The following is a 12,840-nucleotide window of genomic DNA, read 5'->3' on the forward strand; positions in this document are numbered from 1 at the left end:
GCGGTTACTGACCCAACGTGTTCTGCATGGCGCCGGCCAGCACGTTCACCGCCGGGCCTCCGTTACCGGACTGACAGACTTTCGCCTGTAGCAGAACGTTCTCGCGCTTGCGGGTCGTGTTGAAGCACCGCCGATCGGTGCCCGCCTCCTGCTTGACCCAGTCCGCGTCGGTCGCGCCGGCCGGCCCGCCGGTGAAGGTCCACACCTGGGTGGTCATGTTGTCCAGGTGCATTGCGGTGGTCTGGCCGTTGCAGCCCAGAGTGCGGTCGACAACGCGGCGGAAAGCCCGGTCGGCGGCGTCGCTGGTGGCGAAGACGCCGACCGCCTGTTTGACGAAATGGGTCTGGTCGTTCGGCCCGGTCTGCGTCACCGCCCCGTTGAAGGACGCCAGGTCCGGATCCGCGTACACGTCGGGCAGGCCGACGTCGGCCCAGTTGTTGCACGCGGGGTAGTCGACGTAGAACGACTGGAACGGCGCGGTGAACGTCCACTCGAATCGCATCGGCGCCCCGACGATGTTGCCCACCGAACCCTTGGCCATCACCGCGTAGTTCACGACGCCCGGATCCGACGGTCGCGCCGAAGCCTCCCCCGGTGGCGCCGCCAACGACAGGCCGGCGGCAACACCGACACCGGCGAGGACGGCGAGCCGCCGAGGCATCACGAACTAGACCTTCGCCGACAGCTTGACGTCGATGTTGCCGCGAGTGGCTTTGGAGTACGGGCAGAACTGGTGCGCCTTCTCCATCAGCTCCTCCGCGGCGGCCTGCTCGAAGCCGGGCAGGTAGCCGATCAGGTGGGCGTTGATGGCGAACCCGCCGTCGGGGTCCTTACCGAATCCGACCTGCGCCGTGATTGCGCTGGCATCGTCGACGTCGATCTTCTCCTTGCCGGCGACCGCCCGAAGCGCGCCGAGGAAGCACGCGGCGTAACCGGCCGAGAACAACTCCTCGGGGTTGGTGCCCACGCCACTGCCACCCATCTCCTTCGGATGGTTGGTGTCCAGGTCGATACGGCCGGTCGAGGACTTCACATGGCCTTCGCGGCCGCCTCCGGTTGCGGTGGATTCTGACGTGAAAAGAACTTCGATGCTCATGTTCCTGATCATGCCAGCCCTGTTGCAGACGGCAAGGTGCCCGTCTGCAAGCTAGCCGCCGGCGCCGCTCTGTTTGGCGCGCACGCCTTCCTCGACCTTCTTACCGAGATCGGGGTCCACGTTCGTCCAGTACTGGAACACCCGCGACAGCACCGGCTCGCGCACACCATCAAGGACGTGCCCGATGATGTTGTGCGCCAATCGATCCCGTGCAGCGTCGTCGAGGACTTCGCGGACCATCGTGCCCGCCTGGCCCCAATCGTCGTCCTCGGCGCGCAGCGCGTAGGCCGTGCGGACCATGTCCCCATCGGACGCCCAGTGCACCTCGGCAGCGCGCTTCGGGTCGACCTCCGGGCCGCCCATCGAGTTCGGCGTGTAGACGGGATCGGTCGCATTGCGGATACGCATCGCGCCGTCCTTGGAATACGCGCGCACCTCGGTGTGCGGCTCGTTGACCGGAATCTGCTTGTAGTTGACGCCGAGCCGGGCGCGGTGGGCATCGGAGTAGGAGAACCCGCGGGCCAACAGCATCTTGTCCGGGCTCAATCCGGTGCCCGGAACGATGTTGTTCGGCTCGAAGGCGGCCTGCTCTATCTGCGCGTGGTAGTCCTCGACGTTGCGGTTCAGGGTCATCTTCCCGACCTCGTGCAGCGGGTAGTCGCCGTGCGGCCACACCTTGGTGAGGTCGAAGGGATTGAACCGGTAGGTCTTGGCGTCCTCGAACGGCATGATCTGCACGTGCAAGGTCCACGACGGATGGTTGCCGTCCTCGATGGAGGTGAACAGGTCGCGCTGGTGGTAGTCGCCGTCCTCGCCGGCCAGCCGATCGGCGTCCTCCTGGGTCAGGAAGTCGATGCCCTGGTCGGTCTTGAAGTGGTACTTCACCCAGAACAGCTCGTCGTTGGCGTTGACCCAGCTGTAGGTGTGGCTGGAGTAGCCGTTCATGTGCCGCCACGTCTTGGGGATGCCGCGATCACCCATCAGCCAGGTGACCTGGTGCGCAGACTCCGGGGATAGCGTCCAGAAGTCCCACTGCATGTGGTGGTCGCGAAGATTGTTGGCGGCCATCCGCTTCTGCGAGCGGATGAAGTTCTGGAACTTCATCGGGTCACGCACGAAGAACACCGGGGTGTTGTTGCCGACCATGTCGAAGTTGCCGTCGGAGGTGTAGAACTTCAGCGCGAACCCGCGCGGGTCACGCCAGGTGTCCGGGCTCCCGCGCTCCCCGGCGACGGTGGAGAACCTGGCGACCATCTCGGTCTTGGCGCCGGGCTGCAGAAACGCGGCCTTGGTCCACTTGCTGACGTCGTGGGTTACCTCGAACTGACCGAACGCACCGCCGCCCTTGGCATGGGGCTGCCGCTCCGGGATGCGTTCCCGGTTGAAGTTGGCCATCTGCTCGATCAGGTAGTGGTCCTGGAGCAGGATCGGGCCGTCGGGGCCGACGGTCAGTGAATGCTCGACGCTGGGGGCAGGGGCCCCGGAATCTGTGGTCGTGAACTTCTCGGTCATCAGGTGTCATCTCCTCGAGGAGGCCGTGGGCTGTGCCTCGTCGCGTTGATTCCCCCTGAATGGATCGATTCCAAACATCGCGGGACATTTCGTTGAGAACTAGGGGCGCGACGGCGGCGTCGCGCCTGGTGACTGGGGAGGCTGCGGCGGCTCGGAACGGGGACCACCGGGGCCGAAACCCTGACCGGGGCCGAACTCACCGCGCGGGATCATCGGGAACATGCCTGGCGGAGGCGGTCCGCGGTGGATGAACGCCATACCGCCGTCACCCCGTGGGCCGTCGTGGCCGCCGCGGTGGCCTGCGCTCTGTGTTCCGAGGATGTACCCGGAGAAGAAGATGACCGCGACGATGAACACCACGCCCGCGACGACGCCGACCCAGGCGGCGGCGAGGGTCGCCTTGGACCGCCGAGGTTCCTCGCGCACAACGGGCTCTGCGGGGGGCGGGGTGACGACCGGGCCGGTCGCGGGTTCTGGGGACGCCGATGTTTCGCTCATGGGCACGATCATGCACACCGTACTGATGTGCCCGTCATGTATCAGCTATGAATCAGCTGTGCGCGGACAGGGATCGGCCCGCCACCGAGGGGAGTACGTGGCGGGCCGATCGGTCGGGGTGGTTCTAGCGAGCGTCGGTGGTCAAGCCGGGCAGGTTGAGAACCGGAAACTTCGGATTCTTCGTCGGCTGCGGTGCGGAGGTCACCTCGGTCAGCACCGGCGCGTTGCCGCCGCCGGCGAGGGGGCCCCGAACGTCGTTTCCACGCGCGGGAGGCGTGGTGACGACGACCGAACCGTTGCGGCACGAGACGATCTTTCCGTCGACGTAGACATCCTCACCATTGTGGATGGGGATGGTGTAACCGTCGGCGTCCGTGTAGTTGCACCCGCCGGGGCCGGACGGGTCATTGTCCTCGGCGAAGGCTGTCGCCGGAGCAATGGACAGGATGGCAAGGGCGCCAAGCAGAGTTGCGGCGTACTTGAAGTTGTTCTTGGACTTGATCATTGGATTTCCTCTCAGGTATTCGGTCAGGGGTGCGTCATCGCTGAAGAAATAGTCCCGAGAAGGCCGCGCTCACGTAATCGCCCACAGGCCAGAGTTCGCTTGTGGAAGGGAAGGTTTTGCCATCCGTCAGGCAAGGTTCTCGACGTTTGATGGCCCCCGGGCCGGGTAGTTCTGGCGCCATGACCTCGCTATGGCTGGCCGACAGGGCCGAATCCGCCGGTACGCCGCGCGACAACGAGATTCTCCGGGATGCAACCGACGTGGTGGTCGTCGGCGCCGGGATCACCGGTCTCACCACAGCTGTGCTGCTGGCCCGGGCTGGTAAACGCGTCACCGTCGTCGAAGCCCAGTACGTCGGGGCCGGGGCGACCGGTAACACCACCGGGAAGGTGAGCCTGCTGCAGGGCACCAAGCTCTCGCGCATCGCCAAGAAGCACGGGCGAGAGGTGCTGCGGGACTACGTCACCGGAAACACCGAGGGCCGCGACTGGCTACTTCGCTATTGCGAGGAACACGGTGTCGATGTCCAGCGCGAAGACGACTACGCCTACGCCCAGGCGGCCGACGGCGTCGACACCGCACGGTCAGTGCTGTCCGCCGCCAGGACGGCCCGGCTCGACAGCGCCGAGTGGGTCGAGCAGGCGGATGTTCCGTTCCCGTTCCGCGGCGGCGTTCGACTGCCGGACCAGGCGCAGATCGATCCCATACCGTTCCTCAACGCCCTGGTGGCCGAGCTCGAAACGCATGGCGGCACCTTGCTGCAGGGTGTTCGGGTCACTTCGATCTCCGGTACGGGTCCGCTGCGGGTTTCCGTGCAGCTACCGGAAACCTCAGAGCAGCAACAGGTCTCTCTGACGGCACAGCAGGTCGTGCTTGCGACCGGCATCCCGATCTTGGACCGCGGCGGATTCTTCGCCAGGGTGAAGCCCCAGCGCTCCTACTGCCTGGCGTTCGACGTACCCGGCGACATCACCCGGTCCATGTTCATCTCCGTGGACTCGCCCACTCGGTCGGTGCGCTACGCGCCGACGGGCGGGGAAGAAAAGCTCGTCGTCGGAGGCGCTGGGCATACCGTCGGCCGCGCCGATTCAGCCGCGGCCGGTATCGAAGAGCTGACGAAATGGGCCGTCCTGCACTATCCGGGCGCCGTTCGAACCCACTTCTGGTCCGCCCAGGACTACACGCCGATCGACGAACTCCCGTATGTCGGGCCGCTGCTGCCGAAGTTCGAGAGAATCTTCGTCGCTACAGGTTTCGACAAGTGGGGGATGTCCAACGGCGTCGCGGCGGCACTGGCGCTGTCATCGCAGATGCTCGGCGGCCGGATGGACTGGCGCCGCGCGTTCGCGAGTTGGAGCCCACACGAAGCCGCCGGCCTCGCCACCGCGCTGATGGCGAACCTCGAGGTGGGATTCAACTTGGCCAAGGGCTGGGTGACGCCGATCGTCGCCTCGACCGCCGAGCCGAGCGAGGGTGACGGCGTGGTGACCGGACCTCCGTGGCACCTGCGCGCACAGAGCAAGGTCGACGGTGAGACGCACGTTGTTTCCCCGGTATGCCCGCACCTCGGCGGCATCGTGAGCTGGAACGACGCGGATTGCACCTGGGAGTGCCCGCTGCACGGCTCACGTTTCGCTCCCGACGGCAGCCTGCTCGAGGGCCCCGCGACCAGGTCCTTGACAGCCTGACTCCCCTAACCAGGTGTGACAAAGTTCGTTGAATGGACAGCCTCGAGGCGGGGTAATCCACGTCCATGCACCGAGAATCCAGCCACGTCTTGGCGCAGACGCTGGGAGACCTGGCCGTCGAGATGCAGGCCAAGGCGGACAGCCAAGACACTCTGCAGACCATTGTCAACGCGGCCGCGGACATCGTTCCGGGCGCGCGGTGGGCGGGCATCTCCCTGCTCGACGGCGAGCGCGTGGTCGTCAAAGTGCCGACCGATCCGATCGTCGCCAAGCTGGAAGATCTGCAAGTGGAGTTGGGCGACGGCCCCTGCCTCACGGCCCTGAGAGATCAGCGAACCGTGCGCATCGAAGATACAAAGTCCGACACCAGATGGCCTCAATTCGCGGATCAGGCAGCTGAACTGGGCGTGCGAAGCGTGCTGTCATTTCAGCTGTCCGTGCAGCAGGGCAACCTCGGCGCCCTCAACGTGTACGGCACTGAGGCCGGTGTGTTCGGCGACGATTCGGTGGAGACCGGAGCGATCCTGGCTCAGCACGCCGCCGTCGCGATGGCGGGCTCGGCGGCCGCGGTCCAATTCCAGACGGGACTTGCCAGCCGCGACGTCATCGGGCAGGCCAAGGGGCTGCTCATGCAGCGCGACAACCTCACCGGGGTGCAGGCCTTCGCGATGCTCACCCGCGCCTCACAGGAGACCAACATGAAGCTCGCAGACGTGGCCCGCTGGCTGGTCTCCGAGCACGAGGAGGGCTTGTCGCGGTCCGACTAGGGCTTGAACGGGTTCACCGCGAATTGGATGACCCGGTATGGCGTCCCGCCGCGGGCGGTGGTGTTCCACTGGCTGACGAACACCCTCAGTTCGTCCAGGGTGGAACCGGGTGAAATGTATCCGCCGTAGGGTTGGGCCAACCGGTTGTTCTCCGGCGGCCCAAGGTGTTCCACCGGATCGGGCCATTCGGCGGCCACGACGACCGTCGTCACCGGGGCCGTCCCCAGACCGGTCGGGTCATGGGCGACGCGCACCTCCATGTTCCCAGTGGACGCGTTGAAGTACGACAGCACCGTCTTGCCGTCGATCTGGCGGATGCTCATCTCGCCGATCATGTCCGGCCACAACGGTGTCGGCGGATTCCCCCAGCCCCGTTCCGCCGACCAGCCCTGCCAGCTGGAGCGATCGGTGAAGGTCTTGGGTTGCGCGCGATACAACACCAACGGTCCGGTGCGGTCGAAGTTGTTGGCGACGATGTACACCCAGCCGCTCTCGGAGTCCGGCCGAGGGATCGGGTCGTAATACCCGCTGATCTGCGACTGCCACGAATTCTCATAGGTGGCCTCGCGAACCGAACCCGGAACTGTCTGCCAGTTACTCTGTGCGGCATCCGCTTTCACCAGCCGCGAGGTCAGCGGGTCGAGGTCGCGCACGGTGGTCACCAACAAGTAGTTCTCGCGGTTGATCTGCACCACCCCGGCGGGTAGCTGCGAGGTCCCCGGCTCGGTGGGATCGCCCAGCAGCGGCTTGTCGATACCCCTCACCGCGTCGTAGCGCACGCCGTTGGGGTCGTCGATGGAATCGGATTCGACGTGCAGTGCGATCGGCGAATACCACCCGCCGAAGCCGACCGCCTGGCCGGCGAAACTGTCACCGCAGACCTGGAGGATGCCGCTGGGAAACTCCATGAACTCGCAGAGGTCGGTGGCGCCGATACCGTAATCCCTTGTCGGCGTGCCGGTTCCCGCCGTCGGGGCGATCCGGATCACCTGGCCGGGCGCCAGCGGGTGCAGGATCGGATCAGGCACAGGCGACGGCGGATCGGCGTGCGCGCTGCCCGCCGAAATGGCATTCCAGCAGAGAAAGATCGAGAAGAGGCCTGCTGGAATGCAGTTTCGCAAGAGCGTCAGAGCTCGGCGGCCAGCAACTCGGCGATCTGAATGGTGTTCAGCGCCGCACCTTTTCGCAGGTTGTCACCCGACAGGAACAATGCCAACCCGCGGCCCTCTTCGACACCGGGATCCTGGCGGATACGGCCGACCAGCGTCTCGTCGATGCCGGCGGCCGCCAGTGGGGTGGGCACATCCACCAGCTTCACACCCGGGGCGGAGGCCAGCAGTTCGGTGGCGCGCGCGACGGAAAGCGGCTCGGCGAACTCGGCGTTGATCGACAGCGAATGTCCCGTGTACACCGGAACCCGCACACACGTACCGCTCACCAGCAGGTCCGGGATGCCGAGGATCTTGCGACTCTCGTTGCGCAGCTTCTGATCCTCGTCGGTCTCACCGGAGCCGTCGTCGACGTAGGAACCGGCCAGCGGCACCACGTTGAACGCGATGGGCGCGACATACTTCGCCGGCGCCGGGAAGTCGAGCGCGCCGCCGTCGGCCACCAGCTCCCTGCTGTTGGCGACGACCGCGCTCGCCTGCGCGTGCAGTTCGTCCACACCCGCGATTCCGCTGCCCGACACCGCCTGGTAGGTCGACGCGATCAAGCGCACCAGAGAAGCCTCGTCGTGCAGCACCTTCAGCACCGGCATCGCGGCCATCGTCGTGCAGTTCGGGTTGGCGATGATGCCCTTTGGAAGCGACCGCGCGCGATTTCCGACATCTCGCGCGAAGTTGACCTCGCTGACGACCAGCGGGACGTCGGGGTCCTTACGCCAGGCCGAGGAGTTGTCGATGACGACGGCGCCCGCCTCCGCGAATCGCGGGGCCTGCACTCGCGACATCGTCGCGCCCGCCGAGAACAGCGCGATGTCCAGCCCGGCGGGATCGGCGGTCTCGGCGTCCTCGACCTCGATCTCCTGGCCGCGGAACGGCAGCTTCTTGCCTTGCGAACGCGACGACGCGAAGAACCGCACGCTGGAGGCGGGAAAGTCGCGCTCCTCCAGCAGCGTGCGCATGACCTGGCCGACCTGCCCGGTCGCGCCAACCACTCCTACCGACAAACCGGCGGTGCCCATCTAACGCCCCGTTCCCGCGTAGACGACGGCTTCGGTGTCGCCACCGAGCCCGAAGGCCTCGTGCAGCGCGAGGACCGCCTTGTCCAGCTCAGTGTCCTTGACCAGCACCGAGATTCGGATCTCGGAGGTGGAGATGAGGTCGATGTTCACCCCGACCTCGGCGAGCGCCTCGCAGAACTTCGCCGTGACGCCCGGGTGACTGCGCATGCCCGCGCCGACGAGCGACACCTTGCCGATGTGGTCGTCGTAGAGCACCTTGGAGAAGCCGATCTCGTCCTGCAAAGCCGTCAGCTTTTCCACCGCGCCCGGCCCACTCTCACGCGAGCAGGTGAACGTGATGTCGGTCTTACCGTCCTCCACCTTGGAGATGTTCTGCAGCACCATGTCGATGTTGACGTCGGCGTCGGCGACCGCGCGGAACACCTTGGCGGCGTAGCCGGGAACGTCGGGCAGGGCCACGACGGTGACCTTGGCCTCGCTGCGGTCATGCGCGACTCCGGTCAGGATGGCGTCTTCCATCGGGATGTCCTCCATCGATCCTTTGACGAGAGTGCCCGGCTTGTCCGTGTACGACGAGCGGACGTGAATCGGAACGTCGTAGCGACGCGCGTATTCCACGCATCGCAACATCAGCACCTTGGCGCCGCAGGCGGCCATCTCGAGCATCTCCTCGAAGCTCACGGTGTCAAGATGTCTGGCGTTGGGCACGATGCGGGGGTCCGCGGTGAAGATGCCGTCGACGTCGGTGTAGATCTCGCACACATCGGCGTTCAGCGCCGCGGCGAGCGCGACGGCGGTGGTGTCCGATCCACCGCGGCCGAGCGTGGTGACGTCCTTGCTGTCCTGGCTGACCCCCTGGAACCCGGCGACCAGGACGATCAGGCCCTGGTCAAGCGCTTCCTGGAGACGGCCGGGGGTGACGTCGATGATCTTGGCGTTGCCGTGGGTGCCGGTGGTGATCACGCCGGCCTGCGATCCGGTGAACGACCGCGCCTGCGCACCTAGCGAGTCGATGGCCATCGCGACCAGCGCGTTCGAGATCCGCTCACCCGAGGTCAGCAACATGTCCATCTCGCGCGCCGGCGGGGCAGGTGAGACCTGACGGGCCAGATCGAGCAGGTCGTCGGTGGTGTCGCCCATCGCCGACACCACGACGACAACATCGTGACCTGCCTTCTTGGTCTCGACGATGCGCTCGGCGACGCGGCGGATCCGCTCGGCGTCCGATACCGAGGATCCGCCGTACTTCTGCACGACGAGCGCCACTGGGTATGCCTTTCAGGTGCTGGGGAAGATCCCAACAAGGATAAGGGTTTGGCGCACCCCATTTTGTCCGCCGGTCAGCTGCAGGCGTCCGCCAGCTCGCCGAGTCCGTCCCCGATGCGCTTGTTCAGAAGCGTCATCTCTAAGAACGAGGGCGGCGGGGGTGCACCGGGAGCGCGAGTATCCACCTCGGCCCGCACCCGCGGCAGCATGGCGACGAATTTGGAGGCCGCATCGGCGACCTGCACGGCCGTGGTCGCGAGGTTGGGGTCGCTGATGTCCTGCGCGCGCTGAGCCAGGCCGTCGGCCCACTGTTGGTACGCGGCGTCCTCGGCCACCGTCGGTACCGCCGGGTCGCTGTCGCTTTCCTTGGAGGCGATCAGATCGCTCTGCGACTTGTTGTAGTCGAGGAAGGCCTGCACGGGCTTGCACTCCTCGGACGGCCGGTTGAAGAAGGTATTGGACAGCACCAGCGCGATCACGACGAACACGACGACGGCTATGGCAAGCCACCACCGTCGATCAAGTCTCATTGCTGGAACTCTAGCGACCCGCCGACTATTAACGCGCAGGCAACATCGCGAGCTGATCCACGTAACAGAAACAACGGTTACTGACAGTGAACGGTCCACGGCGGGCCGCATCACTTCAGGAGACATAAATGGATGTAGATACAGGGACCACAGCATTCATGCTGTGTTGCATCATCGGCCTCACGCTGATGATTCCCGGGCTCGCTCTCTTCTACGGCGGCATGGTGTCCGTCAAGAGCTCGACCAACATGATGATGATGACCTTCGGCGCGTGCGCGATCGTCGGTGTGCTGTGGGTGCTGTTCGGCTTCTCCCTGACATTCGGGACGTCCTACGGTGGATTCCTCGGCAGCATCACCGAATTCGCCGGAATGAAGGACCTGCTCGAATCCAACACCACCATCGCCGGGCTCCCGATAACGCTGTTCGCGTTGTTCCAGGCGCTGTTCGCGGCGATCACCGTCGCCTTGATCTCCGGCGCCGTGGCCGACCGGATGAAGTTCGGCGCCTGGATGGTCTTCGCCGCTGTGTGGGCGGTGCTGGTGTACTTCCCCGTCGCGCACTGGGTGTTCGCGTTCGACGGCGTGGTGACCGAGGACTCCGTCGGCGGCTGGATCGCCAACAAGCTCGCCGCCATCGACTTCGCGGGCGGCACCGCGGTGCACATCAACGCCGGCGCGGCAGCGCTGGCCGTCGCGATCGTGCTGGGCAAGTCGGCGGGCTGGGGCCAGCTGCGCAAGCCACACAACGTTCCGCTGACACTGCTCGGCGCCGGTCTGCTGTGGGCCGGTTGGTACGCATTCAACGGCGGGTCGGCACTCGCGGCGGGCAACTCCGCCTCGATCGTCATGGTGACCACCTTCGTGGCCACCTGCGCGGCGGTGCTGGCCTGGATCGCCGTGGAGAAGATCAAGGACGGCCACGTGACGGGCGTCGGCGCGGCGTCCGGCGCCATCACCGGTCTCGTCGCGATCACCCCCGCCTGCGGCTCGGTCACACCGGTCGGCGCGATCATCCTGGGCGCCATTGCGGGTGCCGTCTGCGTGTACGCGGTGGGTCTCAAGGAGCGCTTCGGCTACGACGACTCGCTCGACGTGGTCGGTGTCCACCTGGTCGGCGGCGTCGTCGGCACCCTGCTGATCGGATTCCTGGCCAGCGAGTCGATGCCCAACGGCATCAACGGCCTGTTCTACGGAGGCGGGTTCGACCAGCTGTGGCGACAGGCCGTCGCGGCGGGCGCGGTGATGATCTACTCGTTCGTCGTCGCCGGCATCATCGCCCTCGCCATCAAGATGACAATGGGCATCCGTATCTCGCCCGACGAAGAGGAAAAGGGCATCGACGCGACCTTCCACCGCGAAGCGTCGTACGAACTGCAACCTGCCTGACGCGTAGTCGACCGGCGCGGACGGCTTCCGGCCGCGCCGGTCGACACATAGGTGTCGTGTTTCCTTACAAGAGACAGGGTTTCCGCACAATGTCCAACGATCTCGCGTCCCTCGCCGAGGCATCCGGGACGAAATTCATTCTCGCCCTGTTCATCGACTTGCGCGGCAAGCCGTGCGCCAAGCTGGTGCCGGTCGAGGCCGTCGACCTGCTCGCCACCGAGGGTGTCGGATTCGCCGGATATGCCGTCGGCGCCATCGGCCAAGAGCCCAAAGACCCTGACCTGATGGCCATTCCAGATCCAGACTCGTTCACCCCGATCCCGTTCCTCAAGGAGGGACTGGCGATCGTGCACTGCGACCCACATGTCAACGGCGAACCGTGGCCCTTCGCGCCGCGCGTCATTCTCAAGGCGATGATCGCCCAGGCATCCGACGCGGGCTTCGAACCGCGGGTCGGCGCCGAAGTCGAATACTTCCTGTTGCGTCGCGGCGCCGACGGCGCACTGTCCACCGCCGACACCGACGACACCGCCGCACAACCCTGCTACGACGCGCGCGGCGTCACCCGGATGTACGACCACCTCACCGCGATCTCGACCGCGATGAACAGCCTCGGCTGGTGCAACTACGCCAACGACCACGAGGACGGCAACGGCCAGTTCGAGCAGAACTTCCAGTTCGCCGACGCGCTGACCACCGCTGACCGTGTCGTCACGCTGCGCTATCTGCTGTCGATGATCGCCGCCGAGCGGGGCATGGTGGCCACCTTCATGCCCAAACCGTTCGCCGACCGCACGGGAAGTGGTCTACACCTTCATCTTTCGCTGACCACCGGCGGCACCCCCGTATTCCCCGCCGGTGCGGGCATGCCCGACGAGCGAGGGCTCGGCCTGTCGGATACCGCCTATTCGTTCATCGGCGGCATCCTCGAACACGCGTGCGCGCTGCAGGCCGTCGTCGCGCCAACAGTCAACTCTTACAAGCGGACCCGGGCGACCTCGACGGCATCCGGGGCCGCGTGGTCACCCAACACCCCCAGCTACGGCGGCAACGACCGGACGCATTACATCCGCGTGCCCGACGACCAGCGCGTCGAGCTGCGCGGTGGCGACGGGTCGGCGAATCCCTACCTGGCCATCGCGGCCGCCCTCGGTGCGGGCATCGACGGCATCAAGCGCAGTACCGATCCCGGCGGCGTTGGCTCCCTAAGTCGTTCGGCGCTGCCGCCGACCCTGTTGCACGCTGTCGACGAACTCGAGGGTGATCCGGTGATCACCGGTGTGCTCGATGCTGCCGGTGACGGGGTCGCCTCCTACTTCGCGAGCATCAAGCGCGACGAGTTCTTCGCCTACCACAGCGCCGTGACACCGTGGGAAATCGACCATTACCTCACCGCGTTCTGAGC

The 12,840-nt window shown here is 66.0% G+C and carries 13 protein-coding genes; 4 read left to right on the forward strand and 9 right to left on the reverse strand.

Annotated elements, in window-relative coordinates:
* Window positions 1–4: 4 nt before the first annotated feature.
* From G6N36_RS19415 to G6N36_RS19435, 5 genes are all read right to left on the reverse strand, one after another.
* A complete protein-coding gene (locus tag G6N36_RS19415) occupies window positions 5–661 on the reverse strand; it encodes a sensor domain-containing protein (protein ID WP_163690768.1) in 657 nt (218 codons plus the stop codon).
* Between the two features lie 6 nt (window positions 662–667).
* Complete coding sequence (locus G6N36_RS19420) at window positions 668–1,096, reverse strand: organic hydroperoxide resistance protein (protein ID WP_235690109.1); 429 nt, start codon at window positions 1,094–1,096, stop codon at window positions 668–670.
* Between the two features lie 51 nt (window positions 1,097–1,147).
* Window positions 1,148–2,608, reverse strand: a complete 1,461-nt coding sequence (locus tag G6N36_RS19425; RefSeq protein WP_163688521.1) for a catalase — start codon at window positions 2,606–2,608, stop codon at window positions 1,148–1,150.
* A gap of 99 nt (window positions 2,609–2,707) precedes the next feature.
* Entirely contained in the window at window positions 2,708–3,106 is a 399-nt protein-coding gene (locus G6N36_RS19430) for a hypothetical protein (RefSeq protein ID WP_235690110.1), read from the reverse strand.
* Between the two features lie 124 nt (window positions 3,107–3,230).
* Window positions 3,231–3,611, reverse strand: coding sequence for a hypothetical protein (locus G6N36_RS19435; protein ID WP_163688523.1), 381 nt, complete (start codon window positions 3,609–3,611; stop codon window positions 3,231–3,233).
* 179 nt (window positions 3,612–3,790) lie between these two features.
* Between G6N36_RS19435 and G6N36_RS19440 the strand changes: the two genes are divergently transcribed.
* Both G6N36_RS19440 and G6N36_RS19445 read left to right on the forward strand, forming a co-directional pair.
* Window positions 3,791–5,299 carry an FAD-dependent oxidoreductase gene (locus G6N36_RS19440; RefSeq protein WP_163688524.1) on the forward strand — a complete coding sequence of 503 codons (1,509 nt, stop codon included), beginning with the start codon at window positions 3,791–3,793 and terminating at the stop codon, window positions 5,297–5,299.
* Window positions 5,300–5,364: 65 nt separating this feature from the next.
* Window positions 5,365–6,066 (forward strand): GAF and ANTAR domain-containing protein, encoded by a 702-nt coding sequence (locus G6N36_RS19445; protein WP_163688525.1) that lies wholly within the window; start codon window positions 5,365–5,367, stop codon window positions 6,064–6,066.
* Here G6N36_RS19445 and G6N36_RS19450 read toward each other — a convergent pair.
* The 4 genes from G6N36_RS19450 to G6N36_RS19465 form a co-directional block, all read right to left on the reverse strand.
* Complete coding sequence (locus G6N36_RS19450) at window positions 6,063–7,175, reverse strand: DUF4185 domain-containing protein (RefSeq protein WP_179964955.1); 1,113 nt, start codon at window positions 7,173–7,175, stop codon at window positions 6,063–6,065. The two genes, G6N36_RS19445 and G6N36_RS19450, sit on opposite strands and share 4 nt — an antisense overlap.
* 17 nt (window positions 7,176–7,192) lie before the next feature.
* Window positions 7,193–8,251 carry an aspartate-semialdehyde dehydrogenase gene (locus tag G6N36_RS19455; RefSeq protein ID WP_163688526.1) on the reverse strand — a complete coding sequence of 353 codons (1,059 nt, stop codon included), beginning with the start codon at window positions 8,249–8,251 and terminating at the stop codon, window positions 7,193–7,195.
* Window positions 8,252–9,517 (reverse strand): aspartate kinase, encoded by a 1,266-nt coding sequence (locus tag G6N36_RS19460; RefSeq protein WP_163688527.1) that lies wholly within the window; start codon window positions 9,515–9,517, stop codon window positions 8,252–8,254.
* A 74-nt stretch (window positions 9,518–9,591) separates the two neighbouring features.
* Window positions 9,592–10,047: a hypothetical protein gene (locus tag G6N36_RS19465; RefSeq protein WP_163688528.1), complete on the reverse strand. Its 456-nt coding sequence runs from the start codon at window positions 10,045–10,047 to the stop codon at window positions 9,592–9,594.
* A gap of 128 nt (window positions 10,048–10,175) precedes the next feature.
* Here G6N36_RS19465 and G6N36_RS19470 point away from each other — a divergent pair, with 128 nt between their 5' ends.
* Window positions 10,176–11,435 carry an ammonium transporter gene (locus G6N36_RS19470; RefSeq protein WP_163688529.1) on the forward strand — a complete coding sequence of 420 codons (1,260 nt, stop codon included), beginning with the start codon at window positions 10,176–10,178 and terminating at the stop codon, window positions 11,433–11,435.
* 89 nt (window positions 11,436–11,524) lie between these two features.
* Window positions 11,525–12,838 (forward strand): type III glutamate--ammonia ligase, encoded by a 1,314-nt coding sequence (gene glnT / locus G6N36_RS19475; protein ID WP_163688530.1) that lies wholly within the window; start codon window positions 11,525–11,527, stop codon window positions 12,836–12,838.
* The last annotated feature ends 2 nt before the right edge of the window (window positions 12,839–12,840 follow it).

This window comes from Mycolicibacterium gadium, from assembly GCF_010728925.1.
Classification (GTDB): Bacteria; Actinomycetota; Actinomycetes; order Mycobacteriales; family Mycobacteriaceae; genus Mycobacterium; species Mycobacterium gadium.

Coding starts and splice junctions, on each gene's coding strand:
- G6N36_RS19415 (WP_163690768.1), bottom strand. CDS start 661: ATGCCTCGGCGGCTCGCCGTCCTCGCCGGTGTCGGTGTTGCCGCCGGC.
- G6N36_RS19420 (WP_235690109.1), bottom strand. CDS start 1,096: ATGAGCATCGAAGTTCTTTTCACGTCAGAATCCACCGCAACCGGAGGC.
- G6N36_RS19425 (WP_163688521.1), bottom strand. CDS start 2,608: ATGACCGAGAAGTTCACGACCACAGATTCCGGGGCCCCTGCCCCCAGC.
- G6N36_RS19430 (WP_235690110.1), bottom strand. CDS start 3,106: ATGAGCGAAACATCGGCGTCCCCAGAACCCGCGACCGGCCCGGTCGTC.
- G6N36_RS19435 (WP_163688523.1), bottom strand. CDS start 3,611: ATGATCAAGTCCAAGAACAACTTCAAGTACGCCGCAACTCTGCTTGGC.
- G6N36_RS19440 (WP_163688524.1), top strand. CDS start 3,791: ATGACCTCGCTATGGCTGGCCGACAGGGCCGAATCCGCCGGTACGCCG.
- G6N36_RS19445 (WP_163688525.1), top strand. CDS start 5,365: ATGCACCGAGAATCCAGCCACGTCTTGGCGCAGACGCTGGGAGACCTG.
- G6N36_RS19455 (WP_163688526.1), bottom strand. CDS start 8,251: ATGGGCACCGCCGGTTTGTCGGTAGGAGTGGTTGGCGCGACCGGGCAG.
- G6N36_RS19465 (WP_163688528.1), bottom strand. CDS start 10,047: ATGAGACTTGATCGACGGTGGTGGCTTGCCATAGCCGTCGTCGTGTTC.
- G6N36_RS19470 (WP_163688529.1), top strand. CDS start 10,176: ATGGATGTAGATACAGGGACCACAGCATTCATGCTGTGTTGCATCATC.
- glnT (WP_163688530.1), top strand. CDS start 11,525: ATGTCCAACGATCTCGCGTCCCTCGCCGAGGCATCCGGGACGAAATTC.